General features: G+C 72.0%; 24 protein-coding genes. 12 read left to right on the plus strand and 12 right to left on the minus strand.

What is annotated here, in order from left to right; translation table 11 throughout:
• The first annotated feature begins 13 nt into the window (after nt 1–13).
• The 3 genes from ACZYRU_RS02255 to ACZYRU_RS02265 are packed head-to-tail and all read left to right on the plus strand — an operon-like array spanning nt 14 to nt 3,649.
• Nucleotides 14–1,561 (plus strand): ABC transporter ATP-binding protein, encoded by a 1,548-nt coding sequence (locus tag ACZYRU_RS02255; RefSeq protein WP_488955452.1) that lies wholly within the window; start codon nt 14–16, stop codon nt 1,559–1,561.
• On the plus strand, nt 1,558–2,739 hold the full coding sequence (locus tag ACZYRU_RS02260) for an ABC transporter permease subunit (RefSeq protein ID WP_488955453.1): 1,182 nt from the start codon (nt 1,558–1,560) through the stop codon (nt 2,737–2,739). Before ACZYRU_RS02255 ends, ACZYRU_RS02260 begins: the two co-directional genes overlap by 4 nt.
• Before the next feature lies 1 nt (nt 2,740).
• Nucleotides 2,741–3,649 carry an ABC transporter permease gene (locus tag ACZYRU_RS02265; protein ID WP_488955454.1) on the plus strand — a complete coding sequence of 303 codons (909 nt, stop codon included), beginning with the start codon at nt 2,741–2,743 and terminating at the stop codon, nt 3,647–3,649.
• A gap of 221 nt (nt 3,650–3,870) precedes the next feature.
• Here ACZYRU_RS02265 and ACZYRU_RS02270 read toward each other — a convergent pair whose 3' ends face one another.
• On the minus strand, nt 3,871–4,980 hold the full coding sequence (locus tag ACZYRU_RS02270) for an NDMA-dependent alcohol dehydrogenase (protein ID WP_488955455.1): 1,110 nt from the start codon (nt 4,978–4,980) through the stop codon (nt 3,871–3,873).
• Between the two features lie 148 nt (nt 4,981–5,128).
• On the opposite strand from ACZYRU_RS02270, the gene ACZYRU_RS02275 reads away from it, so the two are divergent.
• The 5 genes from ACZYRU_RS02275 (at nt 5,129) to ACZYRU_RS02295 (ending at nt 10,687) form a co-directional block, all read left to right on the plus strand.
• On the plus strand, nt 5,129–7,351 hold the full coding sequence (locus tag ACZYRU_RS02275) for a cytochrome P450/oxidoreductase (RefSeq protein ID WP_488955456.1): 2,223 nt from the start codon (nt 5,129–5,131) through the stop codon (nt 7,349–7,351).
• A gap of 186 nt (nt 7,352–7,537) precedes the next feature.
• A complete protein-coding gene (locus ACZYRU_RS02280; protein ID WP_488955457.1) occupies nt 7,538–8,350 on the plus strand; it encodes a fumarylacetoacetate hydrolase family protein in 813 nt (270 codons plus the stop codon).
• Between the two features lie 44 nt (nt 8,351–8,394).
• A complete protein-coding gene (locus tag ACZYRU_RS02285; protein WP_488955458.1) occupies nt 8,395–9,555 on the plus strand; it encodes an amidohydrolase family protein in 1,161 nt (386 codons plus the stop codon).
• Nucleotides 9,552–10,316, plus strand: coding sequence for an HpcH/HpaI aldolase family protein (locus ACZYRU_RS02290; RefSeq protein ID WP_488955459.1), 765 nt, complete (start codon nt 9,552–9,554; stop codon nt 10,314–10,316). The genes ACZYRU_RS02285 and ACZYRU_RS02290 overlap by 4 nt, the downstream gene beginning before the upstream one ends.
• Entirely contained in the window at nt 10,313–10,687 is a 375-nt protein-coding gene (locus ACZYRU_RS02295; RefSeq protein ID WP_488955460.1) for a cupin domain-containing protein, read from the plus strand. The genes ACZYRU_RS02290 and ACZYRU_RS02295 overlap by 4 nt, the downstream gene beginning before the upstream one ends.
• Before the next feature lie 84 nt (nt 10,688–10,771).
• Here the strand turns inward: ACZYRU_RS02295 and mftF are convergent, their stop codons facing one another.
• The 7 genes from mftF to mftA are packed head-to-tail and all read right to left on the minus strand — an operon-like array spanning nt 10,772 to nt 16,374.
• A complete protein-coding gene (gene mftF, locus ACZYRU_RS02300) occupies nt 10,772–12,142 on the minus strand; it encodes a mycofactocin biosynthesis glycosyltransferase MftF (RefSeq protein ID WP_488955461.1) in 1,371 nt (456 codons plus the stop codon).
• Entirely contained in the window at nt 12,139–12,864 is a 726-nt protein-coding gene (locus ACZYRU_RS02305) for a mycofactocin-coupled SDR family oxidoreductase (protein ID WP_488955462.1), read from the minus strand. The genes mftF and ACZYRU_RS02305 overlap by 4 nt, the downstream gene beginning before the upstream one ends.
• On the minus strand, nt 12,861–13,523 hold the full coding sequence (gene mftE / locus ACZYRU_RS02310; protein WP_488955463.1) for a mycofactocin biosynthesis peptidyl-dipeptidase MftE: 663 nt from the start codon (nt 13,521–13,523) through the stop codon (nt 12,861–12,863). Before mftE ends, ACZYRU_RS02305 begins: the two co-directional genes overlap by 4 nt.
• Before the next feature lie 2 nt (nt 13,524–13,525).
• Nucleotides 13,526–14,767 (minus strand): pre-mycofactocin synthase MftD, encoded by a 1,242-nt coding sequence (gene mftD, locus ACZYRU_RS02315; RefSeq protein ID WP_488955464.1) that lies wholly within the window; start codon nt 14,765–14,767, stop codon nt 13,526–13,528.
• Between the two features lie 10 nt (nt 14,768–14,777).
• Entirely contained in the window at nt 14,778–16,007 is a 1,230-nt protein-coding gene (gene mftC, locus ACZYRU_RS02320; protein ID WP_488955465.1) for a mycofactocin radical SAM maturase, read from the minus strand.
• Nucleotides 16,004–16,285, minus strand: a complete 282-nt coding sequence (gene mftB / locus ACZYRU_RS02325) for a mycofactocin biosynthesis chaperone MftB (RefSeq protein WP_488955466.1) — start codon at nt 16,283–16,285, stop codon at nt 16,004–16,006. The genes mftC and mftB overlap by 4 nt, the downstream gene beginning before the upstream one ends.
• Nucleotides 16,285–16,374: a mycofactocin precursor MftA gene (gene mftA / locus ACZYRU_RS02330; RefSeq protein WP_488955467.1), complete on the minus strand. Its 90-nt coding sequence runs from the start codon at nt 16,372–16,374 to the stop codon at nt 16,285–16,287. The genes mftB and mftA overlap by 1 nt, the downstream gene beginning before the upstream one ends.
• 89 nt (nt 16,375–16,463) lie before the next feature.
• Here mftA and mftR point away from each other — a divergent pair, with 89 nt between their 5' ends.
• Genes mftR through thpR form a run of 3 tightly spaced genes read left to right on the plus strand, consistent with a single transcriptional unit; the run spans nt 16,464 to nt 18,392 of the window.
• Complete coding sequence (gene mftR / locus ACZYRU_RS02335; protein WP_488955468.1) at nt 16,464–17,063, plus strand: mycofactocin system transcriptional regulator MftR; 600 nt, start codon at nt 16,464–16,466, stop codon at nt 17,061–17,063.
• A 40-nt stretch (nt 17,064–17,103) separates the two neighbouring features.
• Nucleotides 17,104–17,838 (plus strand): VIT1/CCC1 transporter family protein, encoded by a 735-nt coding sequence (locus ACZYRU_RS02340; protein WP_488955469.1) that lies wholly within the window; start codon nt 17,104–17,106, stop codon nt 17,836–17,838.
• Nucleotides 17,838–18,392 carry an RNA 2',3'-cyclic phosphodiesterase gene (gene thpR, locus ACZYRU_RS02345; protein WP_488955470.1) on the plus strand — a complete coding sequence of 185 codons (555 nt, stop codon included), beginning with the start codon at nt 17,838–17,840 and terminating at the stop codon, nt 18,390–18,392. Before ACZYRU_RS02340 ends, thpR begins: the two co-directional genes overlap by 1 nt.
• 67 nt (nt 18,393–18,459) lie before the next feature.
• Here the strand turns inward: thpR and pntB are convergent, their stop codons facing one another.
• From pntB to upp, 4 genes are all read right to left on the minus strand, one after another.
• Complete coding sequence (gene pntB, locus ACZYRU_RS02350) at nt 18,460–19,884, minus strand: Re/Si-specific NAD(P)(+) transhydrogenase subunit beta (RefSeq protein WP_488955471.1); 1,425 nt, start codon at nt 19,882–19,884, stop codon at nt 18,460–18,462.
• A gap of 2 nt (nt 19,885–19,886) precedes the next feature.
• Nucleotides 19,887–21,431 carry a Re/Si-specific NAD(P)(+) transhydrogenase subunit alpha gene (locus tag ACZYRU_RS02355; protein WP_488956234.1) on the minus strand — a complete coding sequence of 515 codons (1,545 nt, stop codon included), beginning with the start codon at nt 21,429–21,431 and terminating at the stop codon, nt 19,887–19,889.
• A gap of 150 nt (nt 21,432–21,581) precedes the next feature.
• A complete protein-coding gene (locus ACZYRU_RS02360) occupies nt 21,582–22,220 on the minus strand; it encodes a hypothetical protein (protein ID WP_488955472.1) in 639 nt (212 codons plus the stop codon).
• 47 nt (nt 22,221–22,267) lie between these two features.
• Nucleotides 22,268–22,912, minus strand: coding sequence for a uracil phosphoribosyltransferase (gene upp / locus ACZYRU_RS02365; protein ID WP_488955473.1), 645 nt, complete (start codon nt 22,910–22,912; stop codon nt 22,268–22,270).
• Nucleotides 22,913–23,153: 241 nt separating this feature from the next.
• On the opposite strand from upp, the gene ACZYRU_RS02370 reads away from it, so the two are divergent.
• Nucleotides 23,154–23,846, plus strand: coding sequence for a response regulator (locus ACZYRU_RS02370; protein ID WP_488955474.1), 693 nt, complete (start codon nt 23,154–23,156; stop codon nt 23,844–23,846).
• Nucleotides 23,847–24,020: the final 174 nt, after the last annotated feature.

Below are 24,020 nucleotides of genomic sequence, written 5' to 3' on the forward strand. Positions count from 1 at the left end.
GGAGGCGGAGACGGTGGCACCGGCGCTCCGCATGGCCGGCATCACCAAGCACTTCAACGGGGTCCCGGCCTGCCTCGACGTCGACCTCGAGGTCGCGCCGGGGGAGATCCACGGACTGCTGGGCCAGAACGGCGCCGGCAAGTCCACCCTGATGAACATCCTCCTGGGGCTGGTCCGCGCCGATCGCGGCGAGGTCAGCCTGGCGGGTACGCCGGCGACGATCCGCGATCCCAACGCGGCCCGCGCCCTCGGCGTACGGATGGTGCACCAGCACTACAGCCTCATCCCGACCCTGTCGGTCTGGGAGAACGTGGTCCTCAGCGGTGGCGGCCCGGTCGACCGGGTCCGCACGATGGCCCAGATCCAGGCGGTCAGCGAGCGGTTCGGCCTGGATGTCTCCCCGCGCGCGATGGTCGGCGACCTCAGCGTCGGCGAGCAGCAGCGCGTCGAGCTGGTCACCTGCCTGATCGACCAGCCGAGGCTGCTCGTCCTCGACGAGCCGACGGCCGTCCTGACCCGCCAGGAGTCGCGCTCGCTGTTCACGATGCTGCGCGGGCTGGTGGAGCAGGACGGCTGCTCGGTGGTCCTGATCAGCCACAACCTGGCCGAGATCACCGCAGTGGCCGACCGGGCCACGGTGATGCGCGGCGGCCGTGTCGTCTCCCGGGTCAGCCCCAAGGAGACGCCGGTCGCCGAGCTCGCCCGGCACATGATCGGCCGCGACCTCCCGGGTACGGCGGACGTCGCCGCCGCCATCGGTGCCGCGCCCGCACTCGGTGGCGAGGACCGGGCACCCGAGACGGCGACCGACGAGCCGCCGGTGCTCAGCATCGTCGGCGCCCGCACCCCGTCGTACGACGGTGCCCCGCCCGGCCTCGACGCACTCGACCTCGAGCTGCGGGCCGGCGAGATCGTCGGCGTGGCCGGGGTCGAGGGCAACGGGCAGCAGTGGCTGTCCGCGCTGCTCGCCGGATCGCTGTCCCTGCAGGGTGGCGAGGTCCGCGTGCACGGGAAGCGGGTCGCCGTCGGGCGACCGGGCGCGACGCGCAAGGTCGGCGTCGGCGTCGTACCGGAGGACCGGAAGACGTCCGGCTGCATCCTCGACATGTCGGTCGCCGACAACCTGGCGCTGGCGGGGCTGCGCTCACTGTCGCGGGCCGGCGTCGTCTCGCGCCGGCGGCTGCGGGCGCTGGCCGAGCGGCTGGTCGACGAGTTCGACATCGCGGTCGCATCGGTGGACCAGCCGATGCGGTCGCTGTCGGGCGGCAACCAGCAGAAGGTCGTGCTCGCGCGCGAGCTGTCCGCCGGACCGGCGGTGCTCGTGCTCGCCCAGCCCACCCGTGGCCTGGACGTCGGTGCGGTCGCCGACCTGCACGAGCGGATGCGGCAGGCGGCCGCTGCCGGCGTCGCCGTCCTGCTCATCTCCTCGGACCTGAACGAGATCATGCAGCTCTCCGACCGCATCGCCGTGATCTACCGGGGCCGGATCCAGGGGGAGCTGGCCCGCGCCGACGCCGACCCCGAGCGGCTCGGCCTGCTGATGGGAGGGGTGAGCGCATGACGACGGAGGTCTCCGAGCCGACGGCGACGCAGGGGAGCACGTCGCCCCCGACGCCACCCGGGAGCGCCGATGCCGCCGCGGCGGGCCTGCTGGCCTCGCTGCGGTCCGGTGCGCGCCCCGCCCTGGAGCAGGTGCTCGCCTTCCTCGGCTTCCTCGCGCTGGGCATCGGCGTCGGTCTGGTGCTCGGTGCCGCGACCGGCCACGACCCCGGCGTCATCCTGCGCGACCTGTACGACGGCAGCATCGGCAGCGGCATCTCGATCGGCTACCTGCTGACCGCCGCCGCGCCGCTGCTCCTCGTCGCGATCGGTGCCGTCATCTGCATGCGCGCCGGTCAGTTCAACATCGGCCAGGAGGGTCAGGTCACCCTGGGCGCGATCGGCGCTGGGTTCGTGATCTTCCACGTCGACACGTCCGGGCCGCTCACCATCCTGCTCGCCTTCGTGGCCGCCGCGGCCGCGGGCGCCGGGTGGGCGCTGCTGGCCGCGCTCCTCAAGTTCGCCCGTGGCGTCGACATCGTCGTCAGCTCGCTGCTGCTGGTGTTCCTCGCCGAGCAGCTGCTGACCGGGCTGATCAGCGGCGACGGTCCGCTGCACGACAAGGGGAACGGCGTCCTCGGCGGCGGTACGGCGTCCCAGTCGCCGCGCGTTCCGGAGAAGGCGATGCTGCCGACGGTCCACGTGCTCGGGGTCGACGTACCGTTCGCGTTCCTGCTCGCGCTGGTCGCCGCTGTCCTGGTGGCGTGGTTCCTGTCGTCCGCGCACGCCGGCTACCGGCTGCGGATCCTGGGCCAGAACCCCACCGTGGCCGGCACGATCGGCATCAGCGCACCCCGGCTCGGCTCGCTCGCCGTGGCCGCGTCCGGTGCCTTCGCCGGCGCCGCCGGGGCGGCGATCCTGATGGGCCAGAGCTTCCAGCTCAACCCGGGCGTCTCCAGCTCGATCGGCTGGAGCGGCCTGCTCATCGCCCTCGCCGCGCGGACCAACGCCGGCGTGAGCGTCCTGCTCGCGCTCGTGTTCGGCGCGATGGTCGCGGGCGGCGGGCTGCTCGGCGGCGACGGCGTACCCGTCGACATCGTCAACGTCATCACCGCCGCGATCGTGGTCGCACTGCTGTGTCCCCCCGTCCTGCTCGCGGCGTTGCGGCGCCGCCGGATCCGCCGCGCCGTGGAGGCCTGAGATGAACCTGACGACGGACCTCGAGACGATCCTGACCGCGTCGGTGCCGTTGACGGTGCCGCTGCTGTTCGCCGGCCTGGGCGAGTACGTCGCCCAGCGGGCCGGCACCTTCAACCTCTCGGTCGAGGGGATGATGCTCGGCTCCGCGTTCGCTGCGGCGTACGGCGCCTCGGCGTCGGGCTCGCCGATCGTCGGCCTGCTCTGCGGCATGGCGGCCGGCCTGGTCGTCGCGTTCGTGCACGGCAACCTCAGCCACCGGCTGCAGCTGAACACCTATGTCGTCGGGCTCTCGCTCAACGTGCTGGTGCTCGGCGTGACCAACTACCTGCTGTCGACGACCGTGCTCGACATCCCCGCGGGCTCGGCCTGGCGGATCCCGCTGCTCTCCGGGCTGCCGGTCGTCGGCAAGGCGTTCTTCGTGCAGCCCTGGGTCGTCTACCTGCTGCTGCCGCTGCTCCTGCTGATCTTCCTCGTTCGACGGCGCCGCCTCGGCCTCGAGCTGCGCGCCGCCGGTGACGACCCGGTCGCCGGTGACCTCACCGGCATCGACGTCAACGCCCGCCGCCGCCAGGCGCTGCTCTTCTGCGGCTTCTGCTCCGGCATCGGCGGCGCCTACCTGTCGGTCTTCCAGTCCGGCTCGTTCACCTCCGGCATGACCGCCGGGCGCGGCTACATCGTGATCGCGGCGGTCATCTTCGGCGGCTGGATGCTGCGCGGCGTGATCGGCGCGTGCTTCGTGTTCGGCGTGGCGCAGGGCCTGCAGCTCGCGCTGCCCGCGATCGGGTACTCCGTGTCGCCGCAGCTGCTGGCGGCCACGCCGTACCTGCTGGCGCTGGTGTCGCTCGCGCTGCTCGGGGCCCGGTCGAAGCGGCCGCTGGCTCTCGGGCAGCCGTTCGCTCCCGCGAGGTAGCCGCCCGCCGCCGTACGCGCTGGTCGTCGGGCCGGCGGGTACGGCGCCCGGGTGGGGCGGGTGACTTCTTGATGGTCTCTTGCGCTTCTTGACCGTTGCAACGGTCAGTATGCGCAGGAATCGCCGCTGAGGAGGTGATCCCTGCAGGGCCCCACCAACCCACGACCTCACACACAACGGGGCCGCACCACCGGTGCGGCCCCGTTGTCGTGCGACGTGGCTCAGTCGAACAGCACGACACCACGCAGGTTGCGACCCGCGTGCATGTCGGCGTACCCCTGGCCGATCTCGTCGAGCGAGTACGTCCGGGTCACGATCTCGTCGAGCTTGAGCGCGCCGGCGCGGTACATGTCGAGCAGCGCCGGGATGTCGGCGGTCGGGTTGCACTGGCCGAAGAGCGACCCTTGGAGCCGCTTCTGGTAGAGCGTCAGCTCGGTGAGGCTGATCGGGGCACCGACGGCGGCGTTGTTGCCGAGGCCGGTGACGACGGCGGTGCCGCCCTTGCGGATGGCGGCGAAGGCCTCGCCGACGTGGTCGCCGGTGACGACGCCGACGGTGACGATGGCGGCGTCGGCGCCCTGGCCGTTGGTGTGCTCGCGGGCGATCTCGGCGGCCTCGGCCATGGTGGCGAAGGCGTGCGTGGCGCCGAAGCGCTTGGCCTCCTCGCGCTTGAGCTCGACAGGGTCGACGGCGATGACGGTGGTGGCGCCGGCGTGGACGGCGCCCTGGACGGCGTTGATGCCGATGCCACCGATGCCCATCACGATGACGACCTGGCCGGGACGTACGGCGGCCGAGTTGACCGCGGCGCCCCAGCCGGTGGCGACGCCGCAGCCGACCAGGCAGGCCTTGTCGAGCGGCAGGTCCTTGCCGATCCTGACGACGGAGCGCGCGTCGACGGTCGTCGTCTCCAGGAACGCGGAGACACCGCACATCTGGCCGACCGGCGCGCCGCCGTCGGCGAGGTGGACGCGCGGTACCTCCGGCGCCATCCAGACCTTGCCGCCCTCGTCGCACAGGTTCTGCATCCCGCTCGCGCACCAGCGGCAGCGGCCGCAGGCGGGCAGGAAGGAGAAGATGACGTGGTCGCCCTCGGCGAGGTCGGCGACGCCGCGGCCCACCTTGGTGACGACGCCGGCCCCCTCGTGGCCGAGCGCGAACGGGTAGATCGCGACAGGGGAGTCGCCGACGGCGATGTGGTCGTCGGAGTGGCACAGCCCGGCGGCGGCCAGGCGGACCTGGACCTCGCCCTCGGCCGGGTCGGCGACCTCCAGGTCGACGACCTCGTAGGGGCCGGGAGCGGTACGAACGATGGCACCTCTGGTTCGCATGTGCAGATCCTTCTCGTGTCCGTGCGCTTGCTGTAGGACGACCGTAAAGGACATCCGACCATTGCGCAATGCAAGACGTTGACTCGCTTTGCGAGACGGCCTAGGCTCCCGTTGCGAGTTCGGTCACACGATCTTCAGAGGGACAGGTATGTCAACCTACGAGAACTTCGACCACCATTCCGCGGAATGCCGCGACGACATCGTCGGCTACTACGCGGCCTTCCGGGACAAGTGTCCGGTCGGTCGGTCCGACGCCCACGAGAACGGCTACGTCTACCTGACGCGGTACGCCGACGTGTTCCACGTCGCCCGCAACGACGCCCTGTTCTCGTCCACGCGCGCGGCCGGCAACCTCGAGGGCACGGCCATCGTGATCCCGAGCGGTCCGTTCGGCGGCAACATGCAGCAGCCGCTCGAGCTGGACCCGCCCGACAACGTCGAGTACCGCCGGCTGCTCGACCTGATCCTCTCGCCGGCCGCGGTCGACGAGCTGCGCCCGATGATCGCGCGGCACGCCTCGCGGATCGTCGACGAGTTCATCGAGTCCGGCAGCGTCGACCTGGTCGAGGTGCTCACCAATCCGCTGCCCAGCGCGGTCACCCTCGACTGGATCGGGTTCCCGGAGGAGGACTGGATGCGGATCGGTCGCCCGATCCATGACGTCTTCACCTCCGAGCCCGGCAGCGAGCGCGCCCAGCGTGCCTACGAGGGCATGGCCTACATGGAGAAGCGGCTCGCCGAGCTGATCGCCGAGCGGCGCGCCCACCCCGGCGACGACGTGATCAGCCAGCTGCTGCGGGAGCGCAAGGCCGACGGCTCGGAGTTCACCGACGCCGAGCTCTTCTCCGTGATCGGCATCGCCATCACCGGCGGCGTCGACACCACCACCTCGCTCACCGGCTCGGTGCTCGTCCACCTCGACGAGCACCCCGAGATGCGCCAGCAGCTGATCGACGCGCCCGACCTGCTCGTCGACGGCACCGACGAGTTCCTGCGCCGCTACGGCTCGGTCACCGCCATGTCGCGTACGACGACCACGGACACCGAGATCGGCGGCTGCCCGGTCGCGGCCGGCGAGCGGGTCCTCGTGCCCTGGTTCGCGGCCAACCACGACCCCGAGGTGTTCAGCGAGCCGCAGGAGGTCCGCCTCGACCGCGACGCCAGTCGCCACCTCACCTTCGGCATCGGCACCCATCGCTGCCCGGGCGCGCACCTGGCGCGGGCGATGTTCCAGGAGATGATCCACCAGGTCCTCACCCGACTGCCTGACTTCAAGGTCGACCGCGAGCGCGTCGTCGGCTACGCCTCGCGCGGCAACCACATGGGATGGGACGTCATCCCCGCGACCTTCACGCCGGGGCCGCGCGTCGGCGACCAGGTCGACCGGTTCGAGGGCGCCAGCCACGGCGCCGAGACCTACGAGGTCGTGATGGACGACGTCGACGTGGTCGCCGACGACGTCGTCGCGGTCACCGTCCGCGCAGCCGACGGTGCCCCGCTGCCGCGCTGGCAGCCCGGTGCCCACCTCGAGGTGCGGCTGCCGTCGGGCCGGCTGCGGCAGTACTCGCTGTGCGGTGCGCTCGACGACCGGTCGGCGTACCGGTTCGCGGTGCTGCGCGAGCGTGAGGGCCGCGGCGGTTCGGAGGAGCTGCATGACATCGCCGTCGCCGGCCGCGAGCTGACCGTCCGCGGTCCGCGCAACCACTTCCCGCTCGTCGACGCCGACGGCCACCTGCTCATCGCCGGCGGCATCGGCGTGACGCCGATCCTGGCGATGGCGCGCTCGCTGTCGACCCGCGGGCGGCCCGCCCGGGTGCTGTACGGCGGCCGCTCGCGCGCCACCATGGCGTTCGCCGACGAGCTGACCGCCCTGCCCGGCATCGAGGCCGACCTCGTGCCGCAGGACGAGCACGGCTTCCCCGACCTGCGTGGTGCGATCGCCGCCACGCCCGTCGGTACGGCGATCTACTGCTGCGGCCCGGGCGCGATGATCGCCGAGGTGCAGCGGCTCTGCGACGATCTCGGCCGCCGCGCCGACCTCCATGTCGAGCGGTTCGCCGCCAGCGACGAGATGGAGGCCCGGCTCACCTCGACGGAGGGCAACACGCCGTTCGAGGTCGAGCTGCGCCGCACGGGCGTCACGGTCGACGTACCCGTCGACAAGCGGCTGATCGAGGTGATCCGCGAGGCCGTGCCCGGGATCGCCTACGACTGCGAGAAGGGCTTCTGCGGCTCCTGCGAGACGCGGGTCCTGGAAGGCACGCCCGACCATCGCGACGAGGTGCTCAGCGAGACCGAGCAGGCCACCGGGCGCTCCATGATGATCTGCGTCAGCAGGTCCTGCACGCCCAAGCTGGTCCTCGACCTCTGATCCATTTCTGAACTGACGACCACCCGGTACCGCACAGCGGTGCCGGGTGGTCGTGCTGCCCGGAAACCCTGCCTGCAGGCGGGTTCTGAGGCCGTTCGAGACCGCGTCCGGAGGCCATGGCCATCTCGCATGTGTATCGCTTGACATGATGCCATCTCGCATTGAAAGATAACCGCCATGCACGCGGTGACCACCGAACACGGGATCGGGCGAGTCGAGAGCGACCAGATCGCCCTCCTCGCGACCTCGTTCCACGACCTCGGCGCGGTCGTCGAGGCGACCGGCTCGCTCGCCTGCCTCGACGACTGCGCCGAGACCCGCCGGGTCCCCCTGGCGGGCACCCGGCTGCTCGCGCCGCTGGGCCGCCCGCGGGCGATGTGGGGCGTCGGCCTCAACTACCGATCGAAGGCGGCGAAGGCCGGGCGCGACCTGCCGACCGAGCCGATCCTCTACCTGGCGGCGTCCTCGGCACTGCTCTCACCCGACGCGGAGGTCGCCTTCCCGGCCGACGCGACCGAGCAGCTCGACTACGAGGGCGAGATCGCCGTCGTCATCGGCCGCCGGCTGCACCGTGCGGCCCCGGAGGACGTGTGGCCCGCCGTCGCCGGCATCACCGCCGCCAACGACATGACCGCTCGCGACGTGATGAAGCGGACCGCGACGCCGACCCTCGCCAAGAGCTTCCCCGGCTGCAACCCGCTCGGCAGCTCGATCTGCACGCTCGACGAGCTCGTCGACGCCGACGCGATCCCGGTGCGCACCTGGGTCAACGACGAGCTGCGCCAGGAGGACACCAGCGCCGGGATGATCTTCACGATCCCCGACCTGGTCTCGCGGATCTCCTGGTACGCCGCGCTCGAGCCCGGCGACGTCGTCCTCACCGGCACCCCGGCCGGAACCGGCCAGGACCTCGACCGCTTCCTCGCCCCCGGCGACCGGATCCGGATCGAGGTCGGCCCGGTGCTGCCGCTCGTCACCACCGTCGGCGATCCGTCCTGATCGCCTCCCTCCGACCCAGCCACGACTCTCTCCAGGAGCAATGAATGTCCGAACAGCAGGGATATGACCTCGTCCTCACCGGCGGCACCGTCCTCGACCCCGCCTCGGGGCTCGACGCGGTCAGTGACGTCGCGATCAGCGGCGGCACCATCGCCGCGATCGGCCCGGACCTCGTCCGGGACGGCGCCGAGGTCGTCGACTGCTCCGGCTCCACCGTGGTGCCCGGCCTGGTCGAGGGGCACAGCCACATCTTCCAGCACGTGTCGAAGGTCGGCGCGCCGGCCGACGAGGCGCACCTGCGCCGGGGCGTGGTCGCGGTCGCGGACGCCGGTACGGCGGGCGCCTCGACGTTCGACGCCTTCCGCAAGGTCGTCGTCGACGGCAACGCGATCCGGGTCGTGAACTTCCTCAACGTCTCCGTGCTCGGCCTCATCGACTTCCGCTTCGGCGAGCTGCTCAACCCCGACACCCTGGTCGTGGACGACGCCCTCGCCACCGCGGCCGCCAACCCCGACGTCGTGCGCGGCTTCAAGATCCGGCTCTCCGAGGACGTCGTCGGCCACCACTGGCAGGCACTGCTCAAGAAGTCGGTCAGCCTCGCCGAGGAGGCCGGCCTGCCGCTGATGGTCCACATCGGCGAGACCGAGGAGCCGGTGCCCGCCGTGCTGGACTACCTGCGCGCCGGCGACATCGTCGCCCACTGCTACACCGGCAAGCCGCACGGCATCCTCGCCGAGGACGGCACCGTCCTGCCCGGCGTGACGGCGGCCCGCGAGCGGGGTGTCCTCTTCGACTCCGCCCACGGCAAGAGCAACCTGTCCTTCGAGGTCGCCAGGCGCGCGATCGCCGACGGCTTCCTGCCCGACATCCTCAGCTCGGACACCAGCGCCCGCAACTGGCGCGGCCCGGTCTTCGACCTGGTCACCAGCATCTCCAAGCTGCGCGCGCTCGGCGCCCCGCTCGACGAGTGCATCCGCCGTGCCACCGTGGTCCCCGCACAGGTGCTGGGCCTCGACTCCGAGGGCTACGGCCGACTCGAGGTCGGCGGCCGCGCCAACGTCACGGTGCTCACCGAGACCAGCGAGGTCACCCTCCCCGACGCGTCCGGCAACAGCATCGTCGCGCCGCGCCTCGAGCCCACCGTCGTCCTGCACGACGGCGTCCGCGTCGAGACCACCCCGTGGCGAGGTGGCGTGTCGGCGTGAGGAGCGTCCACCAGCTGCGACGACGTCTGCGCGAGGGACTGGCGAGCGGCCGACGTCAGGTCGGCACGTTCGTGAAGCTCCCGTCGCCGGACGTCGTCGAGCTGGCCGGCGACGCCGGGCTCGATCTCGTGGTCGTCGACCTCGAGCACGCGACGCTCACCGAGCCGGACGCGATCGGCCTGGTCCGGCACGCCGCTCTGTGCGGGATCCCCGCACTGGTGCGGCTGCCGGAGGTCGACGCGCCGCTCGTCACACGCCTGCTGGAGAACGGCGCTGCCGGCTTCCAGCTCTCCACCCTGCAGTCGGTCGCCGAGCGCGAGCGGCTGCAGGCGGCCTGCCGGTTCGCTCCCGCGGGGGCCCGGTCGGTCAGTCTCGCGAACCGGGCGGCGGGCTTCGGCGCCGTCCCGCTGGCCGAGGTGCTGCGCCTCGAGGACGCCGACCCGCCGCTGCTCGTCGGCCAGATCGAGACGCCGGTCGAGGAGCCGCTGGCGGACGTCGTCCGGGGTCTCGACGTCGCCTTCGTCGGCACCACCGACCTCGCCGTCAGCCTCGGCCTGCCCGCGCCCGACGAGCTCGCGGACGCCGTCGGCGCCGTGTGTACGGCGGCCGCCGAGGCCGGGGTCGCCTTCGGCGGCTGGACCCCCGGACTCGGGGACGTCGACCGGCTCGGGCTCGGCGGGGCGTCGTACGTCCTCGTCGGCTCCGACCTGCAGCTGCTCGCCCACGGCCTGCGGGCCGTCGTACCCCAGGAGGAAGCGTGACCGCGCTCAACCCGTCGCTCTTCGGCAAGGTCGTCAACTGGGACGACCTGCCGCAGCGCGAGATCCGCCCCGGCGTGCGGCGCCGGATCTTCGCCACCGACGAGGTGCTCATCGCGCACCACGAGCTCGAGGTGGGCATGACCCTCAACCCGCACGTGCACGAGGACTTCGACCAGCTGGTGTTCATTGCCTCGGGTCGCTGCCGCTACCACGTCGCGGGCACCCCGCACGAGATGGGACCGGGCTCCTTCATGCTCGTCCCGCGCGGTGCCGAGCACTTCGTCGAGCCGACCGAGGGACCCTGCGTCAACATCGACTACTTCGTGCCGCCGCGGGCCGATCTGCTGGCGAAGCTCGAGCTGCCGGTCTAGCCACGGGGGGTGCGGGAATCGCCGCTGAGGAGGTGATTCCTGCGCTTACCGACCGATGCAGCGGCCAACAAGCGCAGGAAGCGGTCAAGAAGTCCGGCGCGGCAGAAGGCACCGCGGCGAGCGGGCGCGGAGCGCGCCGGCCCACAGTCCGGCGCCGTAGGCCAGGTCGTCGAGCCGTCGCGCCACGAGCGCGTACGGCGCTCCCGGGTGCTCGACCCTCGCGACGACCGCGTCGACCACCAGCGCCGAGGCCACCATCCGGCGTACGGTCCGGCTCGGCAGAGCGACCACGGTCAGCGGCCACCAGTGGCGCAGCAGCAGTGCAGCCTCCTGGCGCACGGCCCAGCCGAAGCCGCGCGCGACCAGCCCGGCCGCGCTCCGGTGGCGGCCGGTGTGGGCGGGCAGCCGGCGCTCGACCGAGACCAGGCCGACGGCCAGGCCCGCGACGACGACCGGCGCCGACCAGCGCTTCCGGGCAAGTGCTGCCGCGGCTGCCGCGGCCATCGGCAGCGAGAGGACGGCGGGCGCGATCGCGTCGCCGTGCCGCGCGGCCAGCGGCGCGCCGCCGGTGCCGTAGACGAACTTCCGGCCCAACCAGCCGGCCATTCTCGCCCGCACGTCGTGGTGCGCGACCTCTGCCGGGTCGTAGCGCACCACCCGTCCCTCCGCGACGGTCCGCCAGGCCAGGTCGACGTCCTCGCCGACCCGCATCGACGCGTCGAAGCCCGGGCGCACCGCATCGGTGCGGGCGACCAGGCAGGCGCTCGGCAGCCAGCCGACCGCAGCGCCCGGACGCACCGAGCAGGCGCGGGTGCCGAGGGTGAGCGAGGAGGCCCGCTCGTCGTACCGCTGGAACCAGCGGGGCTTCGGCTCCCTCGCCCGGCCGACGATCCGCGGCCCGACGAGGGCCACGGCGGGGTCCTCGAAGTGACGCGCCAGGCGCTGCAGGGTCGCGGCGTCGACGGTGACGTCGGAGTCGACGAAGGCGACGTACGGCGTCCGCACCCGCGCCAGTCCGGCGTTCCTGGCGCCGGCGGGGCCGACGTTGGCGCGCAGCGTCACCACCTCGGCACCGTGCGCCGCAGCCACCCGGGCCACCGCCGCAGGGTCGTGCGAGGCGTCGTCGACCACGATCGTCGCCAGCGGGGCCACGGCTGCGAGGGCCCGGGCGAGCTGCTCGGGCCGGTCGCGGACCGGGACGACCACCGTCAGCAGGCCGGCGTCGATCCCGGCCCCTGCCAGCTCCGGGTCGGCCAGGTTGCCGTCGAGCAGCCGCCGGGCGACCAGGCCGCTCGCAGCATCGCGCACCTCGAGCCGGTCGCCGTCGAGCAGGGCGCGGGCGCGCGGGGTGAGGCGCAGCGCCCGCAGGGGCGAGCCGCCGACGAGCAGGTCGCCGTCGTCGGTGCGCGTCACGTCGACGCGCAGTCGTACGGCGAAGCCCGCGGGCAGCGTCACGGCGCGAACCCGCCGTCGGCCTGGACCACCGAGCCGTTGAGGGCGGCGGCCTCGCGGCTGCAGCAGAAGGCGAGGGTGGCGGCGACCTCCTCGGGCTCGAGGATCCGGCGCAGGAGCTGGTTCTCGGCGAAGGTGTCGACGTCGCTCAGGCCGTAGAGCTCCGCGGTCGCGGACAGCATCGGGGTGCGGGTGGAGCCGGGGGAGACCGCGCACGCGGTGACGCCCGTGCCGACCAGGTCGGCCGCCAGGCCCTTCACGAGGCCGATGACCGCGTGCTTCGCGGCGTTGTAGGCGGCGAGGTGGTGCAGGCCGTGGTGACCGGCCGCGGAGGCGACGGCGACGAAGCGACAGCCGGACGGGTCGGGGCCGGCCAGCATGGCCGGAACGGCGACGGCGGCGGTGTTCCACACGCCCTTGACGTCGACGTCCCAGAGCAGGTCGAGGTCGGCCTCGGGCGTCTCCCAGAGGGGCCGCCCGCCGGCGATGACTGCGGCCGCGGCGACAGCGGCGTCGATCCGCCCCCAGCGGTCCAGGGCGAGGTCGACGGCGGTGGCCAGGGCCGCCCGGTCGCGGACGTCGGCCGTGTGCGCCAGGACGTCCTCCTCGCCGGCGACCGCGAGCTCGTCCACCGCGACCACCCGGTCGCCGCGGGCGACGAGGGCGCGCACGGTGGCGGCCCCGATCCCGCGGGCAGCGCCGGTCACGAGGACGACCCGGCTCATCGTCGTACCGCCCGGACGACGTCGGCCACCATCGAGGCCAGCACGGTGGCGCCCTCAGCGGCCGAGGCGCCGGCGGGGTCGCCGAGGACGCCGTTGGGCGAGACCGCCTTGACTCCGCCGGCCATCATCAGCGGCAGCAGCTCGGCGAGGGTCCCGGTGTTGCCGGCCTCGGCCCGGTCCAGCCGGACCGTGTCGGGCGCGAGGTGGAGCATCAGCGAGGTCTCGGTGCGGCCGGCGTGCAGGTCGACGTCCTCGGTCGCACACGCCACCCAGCCGACGTCGTGGCCCTCGCCGGTGAGCTGCTCGACCGCCGCCCGCAGCGCCATCACGTTGCCGCCGTGGGCGTTGACGAGCACCACGCGGGTCGCCCAGGTCCGCATGGACCGGGTCAGCTCGATGACGACCTGGTGCAGGACGTCGGTGCCGATCGAGCTGGTGCCCGCGAAGTCCTGGTGCTCACCGCTGGAGCCGTAGGCGAGGGCCGGGGCGACCAGCACCGCGGGCCCGAGCTCCGCGGCAACCCGGGTCGCCACGGACGTGGCGATCACGGTGTCGGTGTCGAGCGGCAGGTGCGGCCCGTGCTGCTCGACCGAGCCGACCGGCACGAGCACGGTCGGCCCGGCCGGGAGGCTCGGCGAGGTGGCGGCCGCGAGGGTCATGGTCAGCGGCCCGCCGGCGTCGTCTCGGGTACGCCGAGCGCGCGGTCGAACCCGTCGGGGATGAGCAGGTGCTCGGGGCGCAGGTCGGCGGTCGAGGCGAGGGCCAGACCGCGCAGCGCGGAGTCCACGCCGCCGGAGAGGACGTCGAGGACGTTCTCCACGCCGGCCTGGCCGTTGGCGGCGAGCCCCCAGAGGTACGCGCGGCCGATCATGACCGCCTTCGCGCCGAGCGCGAGGGCCTTGACGACGTCGGACCCGCGGCGCACGCCGCCGTCCATGACCACGTCGATCTGCCCGCCCACCGCCTCGCTGATCGGGCGGACCATGCGGATCGCGGCCGGCGTGCCGTCCAGGTTGTTGCCGCCGTGGTTGGACACCGAGATGCCCGCGACGCCCGCGTCCACCGCCCGCAGGGCGTCGTCGACGCGGCACACGCCCTTGAGCACGAACGGCGTCCCGCTGATCTCGGCCCACGTCGAGCGCATCCACGCGACGTCGTCCCAGGTGGGCGGCGGGGTGGTCATCCACTCGTAGTAGGCGCCGAAGAAGGTCGGTGCCTCGCCGCCCGGAGGGGCCAGGTTGGGGGCGGTCAGATCGGGGAGCCTCCCGGTCTCGCGGAACTGCTGTCCGAACTGCCACATCCAGCGACCCTTGGTCGCCACCTTGGGCGCCAGCCGGATCATCGCCTTGAGGTCGACCTTCTCGGGGATCTCGGGACTGCCCCAGTCGCGGCCCATGGAGAACGACCAGTCCAGGGTGGCGATCAGGCCGTTCGCGCCGGCGTCGTGGGCCCGGGTCATCCGCTGGACCATGGTGTCGCGATCGCCCGTCCAGTACATCTGGAAGAAGGTGGTCGCGCCGGTGGCGGTGACCTCCTCGACGGACTTGGAGGCGAAGTTCGACAGGCCCATGATCGTGCCGCGCGCCGCGGCCGCGCGGGCGACGGCGACCTCACCGTCGGGGTGCACGGCCTGGACGCCGGTCGGGCTGATGATGACCGGGCTGCCGATCTGCTGGCCGAAGACGGTGGTGGCCTGCGAGCGCTCGGGGAGCTGGCCCACGACGTGCGGGGCGAGGCCGAGCTCGGCGAACGCGGCTTCGTTGTCGCTCACGGACTGGCCGCGCTCGGACCCGGCCACCAGGGCGCCGTAGACCGGCTGGGGGAGGCGCTTGCGGGCGCGGTCCTGGGCCACGGCCACCGACTCGAACCAGGGGTTCTGCTTCCAGGGGTTCTCGAACTTCATCTCGGCTCTCTCAGGTCTGGTTCGGGTCGAAGTCGGCCAGCGGGCTCTCGGCACACGCCGAGACCGGCGGGCGCGTGAGCAGCTGCAGCATCACCGGCTGGTTGCGGGTGGGCGTGGCCTTCGAGTGGTCCTGGCTGGCCGCCGGGACGACCCGGTCGCCCGCCAGCGCGTGCTCGCCGTACCCCTGTACGCACTCGGGGTCGGGGCCGTCGAGCGGCAGGCCGGTGAAGAACTTCGCGGCCATGCAGCCACCGCGGCACGAGTCGAAGAACTGGCACGACGAGCAGGCGCCGCCGGTCTGCGGGGAGCGCAGCTCCTGGAACAGCGCCGAGGTCTGCCAGACCTGCTGGAAGCCGCCGTCGGCGAGCAGGTTGCCGGCGAGGAAGTTGTCGTGGATCGCGAACGGGCAGGCGTAGACGTCGCCGATCGGGTCGATCAGGCAGACCACGCGCCCGGCGCCGCACAGGTTGAGCCCGGGCAGGGACTCGCCGAACGCGGCGAGGTGGAAGAACGAGTCGCCGGTCAGGACCTGCTCGCCGTCGGCGGTCTGCGCCATCAGCCAGTCGTAGAGCTCGCGCTGCTGCTCGGGCAGGGGGTGCAGCTCGTCCCACACGTCGGCGCCGCGGCCGGACGGGCGCAGCCGGGTGAGGCGCAGCGTGGCGCCGTACTCGTCGGCGAGGGCCTTGAACTCGTCGAGCTGGCCGATGTTCTCCCGGGTGCAGACGACCGAGATCTTGGCGTCGCGGAAGCCCGCGACCTTGAGGTTCGCCAAGGCGCGCAGCGCGGTGTCGTAGGAGCCCGGGCCACGGACGTAGTCGTTGACCTCGGCGGTCGCGCCGTCCAGCGAGATCTGCACGTCCACGTAGCCACCACACGCAGGCGACGCGAGGAAGCGCGCCCGCTCCGGGGTGATCCGCACGCCGTTGGTGGAGAACTTCACGCCGACCTGGTGGTCGACGGCGTACTCCAGCAGCTCCCAGAAGTCCGGGCGGATGGTCGGCTCGCCGCCGCCGATGTTGACGTAGAAGACCTGCATCCGCTGCAGCTCGTCGATGACCGCCTTGCACTGCTCGGTCGAGAGCTCGCGCGGGTCGCGCCGGCCCGACGACGAGAGGCAGTGGGCGCACTCGAGGTTGCAGGCGTAGGTCAGCTCCCAGGTCAGGCAGATCGGGGCGTCGAGGCCGTACTCGAACTGCTGGACCAGGCTGCCGGTCTGCGGGCGCTCGATCAGGGCGGTCATGAGGGGGTCTCCGTTCGGGGCCGGATCATGTCGGTCGCGGCCAGGCCGCGCAGGGCGGCCGCGTAGGCCGCGTGCTGGGAGGCCGGGACACCGGCGTCCGCGAGCGCCGTGCGTACGTCGGGCGCCGCAGCGAGCCCCCGCACCACCGCGACCAGCTCGGGCCGCTTGAGGAAGGTCAGCTTGCGGTTGCCGAAGTGGTAGGCCAGCGCCCCGAACGGCTCGGGGCGCAGCGCCACGGACGGCGAGAGCGTCCACGGCTCTCCCAGCAGGGCGTCCATCAGTAGACGCCGCACATGCCGTCGATCGAGACCTCCTCGATCAGGTCCTCGGCCACCAGCTCGTCGTTCTGCTCCAGCTCGGGGTTCATCGCTACCTCCTTCGTCTCTGTGGTGCCGGCCACACTAATGGCACTCGTGGCCAAAAAGGAAGGGTGGTCGCGTGCTAACTTGCGGCGCCATGGTCGAACCCGCACGGACGTCGGCACGGGGACGCCCCGTCGCCACCAGCCATGCCGCCATCGAGCAGGCGGCGTTCGAGCTGTTCACCGAGCGCGGCTTCGCCTCGACCACCCTCGACGACATCGCCCGCGCGACCGGGGTCGGGCGGCGCACGCTGTTCCGCTACTTCGAGTCCAAGAACGACATCCCGTGGGGTCGCTTCGACCTCACCCTGGCCGGTTTCCGCGAGCTGCTGGCGGGCCAGCCGCTCGACGTACCTCTGCACGTGGCGGTGCACCGCGCCGTCGTCGCGTTCAACCGGTTCCCCGCCGACGCGCGGCCGAGCCACCGCGAGCGGATGCGGCTGATCCTCGCCACGCCGGAGCTGGAGGCCCACTCCGTGCTGCGGTACGCCGACTGGCGCGCCGTCATCGCCGAGTACGTCGCCGAGCGCACCGGCGCCGCCCCGTCCGACCTCCAACCCCAGCTCGTCGCTCACGTGGCGCTCGCGCAGGCACTGACGGCGTACGAGGCGTGGCTGCGCGACGAGGACGCCGTGCTCGAGGAGCTGCTCGACGAGACGATGGCCGCGCTCGCTGACTACCTCGGCACTGCCTAACCGGGTCGCGCACCCGTCGCCGGTCGGGGATGATGGGAGCGTGGTCGATGCGGAAGCGACAGGACAGGTGATCGGTCCCCACGAGGACGAGCCCCACCGGGAAGGCCTCAACGACCGGCTGAACTGGCTGCGTGCGGGGGTGTTGGGCGCCAACGACGGCATCGTGTCGACGGCGGGCATCGTGCTCGGTGTCGCCGGAGCCACCACGGACCGCACGGCGATCCTGGTCGCCGGCATCGCGGGCCTGGCAGCGGGCGCGATGAGCATGGCCGCAGGGGAGTACGTCTCGGTCAGCACCCAGCGCGACTCCGAGGAGGCGCTGCTGGCCAAGGAGCGCCGCGAGCTGCGCGAGGACCCCGACGACGAGCTGGCCGAGCTCGCCGGTCTCTACGTCGACAAGGGGCTCGACCCCGACCTCGCGCTCCAGGTCGCCGAGCAGCTCACCGAGCACGACGCGCTCGGCGCGCATGCCGAGGCCGAGCTCGGGATCGACCCCGACGACCTCACCAGTCCCTGGGGCGCTGCGCTCGCCTCGATGGTGTCCTTCACGATCGGTGCCCTGCTGCCGCTGCTCACGATCCTGCTCGTGACCGCTGACGCGCGCGTGCCGGTGACCGTGGTCGCCGTGGTCGCCGCACTCGCCGTCACCGGATGGGCCAGCGCCCGGTTCGGCTACGGAGCGCCCAGCCGGGCCGTCGTACGCAACGTGCTCGGCGGCCTGCTCGCCATGGCGGTCACCTACGGCATCGGCCAGCTGGTCGGCACCCAGGTCTGATGAGGATCTTCGCGGCGGTCGTCCCGCCCCCCGGTGCGGTCGAGCACCTCGACGCCTTCCTCGACCCGCGCCGCGCGGCCGCGCCCTTCCGCTGGACCCGGCCCGAGCAGCTCCACGTCACCCTCGCCTTCATGCCCGAGGCCGAGGCGCGCCGCGTCGACGTGTACGTCGACCGCCTGGCCGAGTCCCTCGACGGGCTCGCCCCGGTCGAGCTGACCCTGGCCGGCGCCGTCGTGTTCCCGAACGTCGCCGAGGGCCGCGTGCTGGCCACCGGGGTGACCGGCGGCGACGAGGTCCTCGCGGCCGCCTCGGTCCGGGCCCGCAACGCTGCCGTGGCCTGCGGGATCGAGGTCGACGGGCAGCGGTTCCGGCCCCACGTCACCGTCGCCCGCACCGGCGGCCACCCGACCGAGATGACCAGCTGGGTGCGGCTGCTGGACACCTACGAGGGACCGGCCTGGCCGCTGGAGGCGATCTCCGTCATCGCGTCCCACCTCGGGGAGGGCCCGCGTCGTACCCCGCGCTACGAGCCGCTCGCCGAGATCCTGCTCTGACCTGACGCCAAAACGAGCGAGGGCCCGGATCCCATGGCGGATCCGAGCCCTCGTCGTACGACTGGTGTCAGCCGAGTGCCTTGACGATGTCCTCGACGCGGTCCTTCGCGTCGCCGAACAGCATCTGGCTGTTCTCGCGGAAGAACAGCGGGTTCTGGACGCCCGCGTAGCCGGCGGCCATGGAGCGCTTGAAGACGATGACGTCCTTGGCGTTCCAGACCTCGAGGACCGGCATGCCCGCGATGGGGGAGGTCGGGTCCTCGGACGCGGCCGGGTTGACCGTGTCGTTGGCGCCGATGACCAGGACGACGTCCGTGTCGGGGAAGTCGTCGTTGATCTCGTCCATCTCGAGCACGATGTCGTAGGGCAGCTTCGCCTCGGCGAGCAGCACGTTCATGTGGCCCGGGAGGCGACCCGCGACGGGGTGGATGCCGAAGCGGACGTCGATGCCCTTGGCCCGCAGCTTCGCGGTCAGGTCGGCGACGGGGTACTGCGCCTGCGCGACGGCCATGCCGTAGCCGGGGGTGATGACCACCGAGGACGCGCCGGAAAGGAGCTCGGCGACGGCGTCGGCCTGGATCTCGCGGTGCTCGCCGTAGTCCTTGTCGTCGGCCGGGCCGGCCTCGATGCCGAAGCCACCCGCGATGACGGAGATGAACGAGCGGTTCATCGCCTTGCACATGATGTACGACAGGTAGGCACCGGAGGAGCCGACGAGGGCACCGGTGACGATGAGCAGGTCGTTGTTGAGCAGGAATCCCGACGCCGCCGCGGCCCACCCGGAGTACGAGTTGAGCATCGACACCACGACCGGCATGTCGCCGCCGCCGATGGAGGCGACCAGGTGCCAGCCGAGGAACAGCGCGAGCAGGGTGAGGACACCGAGCAGGATGTCGGCCGAGGTGTTGTCGTGCGTCTCGAGCGAGACGTAGACCGCGGTCAGGACCGCGAACAGCACCAGCGAGCCGACGTTGATCAGGTTCTTGCCGGGCAGCATGAGCGGCGCCGACGAGATCTTCGCGGACAGCTTCAGGTTGGCGACGATCGAGCCGGTGAAGGTGACCGCACCGATGAAGATGCCGATCGCGACCTCGGCCTCGTGGATGTTGACCAGGCTGTCCAGCGACTCGTGGGAGCCGAGGATGTGGCCGTTCCAGCCGATCGCGACGGCCGCGAGGCCGACGAACGAGTGCAGCAGCGCGATCAGCTCGGGCATGCCGGTCATCTCGACGATCTTGGCGCGCCACAGGCCGACCGCCGCGCCGATGGCGACAGCGCCGAGCATCAGGGCGATGACCAGGCCGCGGTTGTCGACGAACTCGCTGCCATCGATCACGCCGACGACGGTCGCGACGAGCGCGACCACCATGCCGACCATGCCGAACGTCAGGCCGTTCTTGGCCGACTCGTGCTTCGACAGCCCGGCCAGCGACAGGATGAACAGCAGAGCGGCGACGATGTAGGCCGCGAGGGTGATGGAGGTGATGTCCATGGTCAGGCTCCCTTGCTGAACATCGCGAGCATGCGGCGGGTCACCGCGAAGCCACCGAAGACGTTGATCGAGGCGAGCAGGATCGCGACCGCCGACAGGCCGACGACGAGCTTGTCGTCATTGGCGATCTGCAGCAGCGCGCCGACGACCACGACGCCGGAGATGGCGTTGGTGACCGACATCAGCGGCGTGTGCAGGGCGTGCGCGACCTTGCCGATCACGTAGTAGCCGATCACGATCGACAGCATCAGCACCGTGAAGTGCGTCCGCAGCTCCTGGGTCGGGGCGACCGCGTTGACCAGCCAGAACAGGGCGATGCCGGCCAGCGTGATGCCGACCTTCTTGCCCGGCGCCATCGGCGCCTTCGGCTCCTTGACCGGTACGGCGGCCGCGGGGGCGGCGGCCGGCGCGGCCGAGACCTGCACGGCCGGCGGCGGCCAGGTCGACTCACCCTCGCGGACGACGGTGATGCCACGCTGGACGACGTCGTCGAAGTCCAGGCCGAGGTTGCCGTCCTTCTCGGGCGTCAGCAGCTTGAGCAGGTTGACGATGTTGGTGCCGTACAGCTGCGACGTCTGCGCGGCCAGGCGGCCGGCGAGGTCGGTGTAGCCGAGGATCGTGACGCCGTTGGCGGTGACGACCTTCTGGTCGGTCACGGTGCCGGCGGCGTTGCCGCCGTTGGCGGCCGCCATGTCGACGATCACGGAGCCGTTGCGCATGCCGGCGACGGTCTCGGCGGTCAGCAGCGACGGAGCGGGGCGTCCGGGGATCAGCGCGGTGGTGATGACGATGTCGGCGGCGCGCGCCTCCTCGTCGTACATCGCGGCGGTCGCGGCGACCTGGGCCTCGGACATCTCCTTGGCGTAGCCGTCGGAGGAGACCTCCTGCTCCATGTCGACGTGGACGAACTCGGCGCCCATCGACTCGACCTGCTCGGCGACCTCGGGACGCACGTCGAACGCGCGCACGATGGCACCCATCGCGGAGGCCGCACCGATCGCGGCGAGGCCGGCGACACCGGCACCCACGACGAAGACGCGGGCCGGCGGGATCTTGCCGGCGGCGGTGACCTGCCCGGTGAACATCCGCCCGAACTCGTGAGCCGACTCGACGACGGCGCGGTAGCCCGCGACGTTCGCCATCGAGGACAGCACGTCCATCGACTGCGCGCGCGAGATCCGCGGCACCGCGTCCATGGCCAGCGCCGTCACGCCCTGGGCCTGCAGCCTCTCGAGCAGCTCGGGGCTCCGGCCCGGCGCCATCATCGAGATGATCGTGGCGCCCTTGCGGAGCCGGCCGATCTCCTCGTCGGAGGGCGCGTTGACCTTGACGACGACGTCGGCGGCCCACACCTCCTGCGTCGTCCCGACCCGCACCTTGGCGTCCTCGAGCCCCGTGAACGCGCTGTCGGGCTGGTCGGCGAGGTCGCCGGCGCCCGACTCGACGATCACGTCGTAGCCGAGGTTGGTCAGTTGAGTTACGGTCTTTGCGGTCGCCGCGACCAGGGTTTCGCCCTGTTTCGACTCGCGCGGGATGCCGATCAGCATCGAGCCTCCAGCCATTCTGTGGATACAGCGCGAGCCAAGTTACACAGACCTCACCCCCTCACGGGGGCCGTCTTACGTGTGACGTACATCTAGGGGATACGGGTTGCGCTGACCGGGACTGGGGTGGACGTCGGCCTCGTCCGGTGCGGTTCAGTCGTCGAGGGCCGGGTCGTCGACGTCGGTGTCGTCATCGGCGGAGTCGTCCCCGCCGCGGTGGGAGGCGCACCGGTCGCTCGAGTCGTCGTCCGTCTCGTCCTCGACATCGTCGACGTCGTCGTCGGAGGTCAGGTCGTCCAGCGAGTCGTCGTCGACCTCCGGGGCGTCGTTCTCGTCCTCGTCGTCGACCCCGTCGCGGTCGGTGTCGTCGTCATCGGCCCGGCAGGTCTCGCGCAGGTCGTCCTCGTCCTCGTTCGCCGTGCCGTCCTGGTCGGCGTCCTCGTCGCCGTCGGGTACGCCGTCGCGGTCGGTGTCCGCACGCAGCAGCCGGGTGGTCCCGCTGCGGTCGTGGACCTCGTCGCCGTCGTCCTGCCCGTCGTCGTCGGTGTCCTCGTCGGACGGGTCCGAGTGCCGCCGGTACTCGACCAGGTTGGTGAGCCCGTCGTGGTCGGCGTCCTTGCGGGCGTCTGCCCTGCGCGGGTCGAGGCCGTGCCGGGCCTCCCACCGGTCGGGCATGCCGTCGTGGTCACGGTCCCGGGCGGCGTACGCGGGGCCGGTCAGGACCGTGGTCGCCAGGGCGACGGCTGCGACGGCGCCGGTGGCGGCGATCCGGACGAACGGGTTGCGGGTCATGCGGGGTCCATCGGCCCCGCGGTCACCCGCCTGAGTCAGATCCAGGGTCAGCCCGCGGCGATGCCGTACATCCGGTCGCCGGCGTCGCCGAGGCCCGGGACGATGTAGCCCTTCTCGTTGAGCCGCTCGTCCATCGCCGCGGTCACGATGGTCACCGGGATCTCGAGGTCGCCCAGCTCCTTCTCGAGGCGTGCGCAGCCCTCGGGCGCGGCCAGCAGGCACACCGCGGTGATGTGGTCGGCGCCGCGGTCCACGAGGAAGCGGATCGCCGCGGCGAGCGTGCCGCCGGTGGCGAGCATCGGGTCGACCACGTAGCACTGGCGGCCGGACAGGTCCTCCGGCAGGCGCTCGGCGTACGTCGTCGCCTCGAGCGTCTCCTCGTTGCGCACCATGCCCAGGAAGCCGACCTCGGCGGTCGGCAGGAGCCGGACCATGCCGTCGAGCATGCCGAGGCCCGCCCGCAGGATGGGGACAACGAGCGGACGCGGCGTCGCGAGCCGCGTGCCGGTCGTCGGGGCCACCGGGGTCTCGATCTCGGTCGGCTCGACGCGGACGTCGCGGGTGGCCTCGTAGGCCAGCAGGGTGACCAGCTCGTCGGCCAGGGACCGGAACGTCGGGGAGTCGGTGTCCTTGTCGCGGAGCACGGTCAGCTTGTGGGCGACGAGGGGGTGATCCACGACCAGGATGCGCATGGTGGTGAGCCTAGGACACCCGCATGCCCGGACGGCAGTCGAGCGCGGTGGGGAGCTGGCCCGACGCCCCGGGCGCGGGTGGCTGAATTCGGTCGGTGAATTCACACTGGAATTCGCCGGTCCGCGGTCGGGAATTGGAATTCGGTGCCCGACATCGCGTCATGACGACGTGCCATGATCCGTCCGCTTATCAGGGGGCAGGAATTCAGGCTACGACGTGATGATGGGGAGGGCTGTGCTCGTGGACCAGGCGCACGAAGGAGTGCCCGGGTACTGGCGGGTGGCGATCGTCGAGGACCATCGGCTGCAACGGCTGCGGACCGAGGAGCTCCTCGGGCGCCAGCCCGGGCTGCGGGTCGTGCACTCGTGCGAGACGCTCGACGAGCTCGTGGCGTGGATGGCGGCGGGCACCCCGCAGACGCTCCCGCACCTGGTGGTGCTGGATCTCGTCGTCGACCGCGGCCGCGACGCCGACCCGGCCGTCGTCGAGCGACTGGTGCGCTCGGGACTGCGGGTGCTGGTGCTCTCAGCGATGGCCTCCGTGCCCCTCGTGCGCTCCATGATCCGGGCCGGAGTGTCCGGTTTCGTGGGGAAGCGGGACACCGAAGAGGACATCATCGCTGCGGTGTGGGCGGTCCTCCGGCGCCGCCAGTGGATCACGCCGGAGCTGGCGAGCGTGATGGCCGGCGATGCGCAACGACCGCGGCTGAGTGACCAGGAGGAACGTGCCCTGGTCCTCTACGCGTCCGGGCTGACCCTCGACGCCGTGGCCGTCGCACTCGGCGTGAAGCGGGACACCGTCAAGAAGTACCTCGAGCGCGTGAAGGCGAAGTACGCCGAGGTCGGCCGCCCGGTGCGGACCAAGATCGACCTCAACCGGGAGGCGATCAGGGACGGGCTGATGTCTCCGTCGCCGGAGGCTGTGGCCGAGTAGGAGCCGATATTCCCTGACCCCTGAAAGGGGGCCAGGAAAGGGGCGATTCCGGCCAGTCCTTTCTGATTCGTGTCACCCGTTCAGGGGACATTTTCGGGCCATGTCGACCGATGCGTTCCAAGTGGCCCCACCCCTCTTATTCGGCGTCCGTGACGATCTTTGGGATCACTCTGC

It is taken from the genome of Nocardioides sp. F233, from assembly GCF_057813895.1.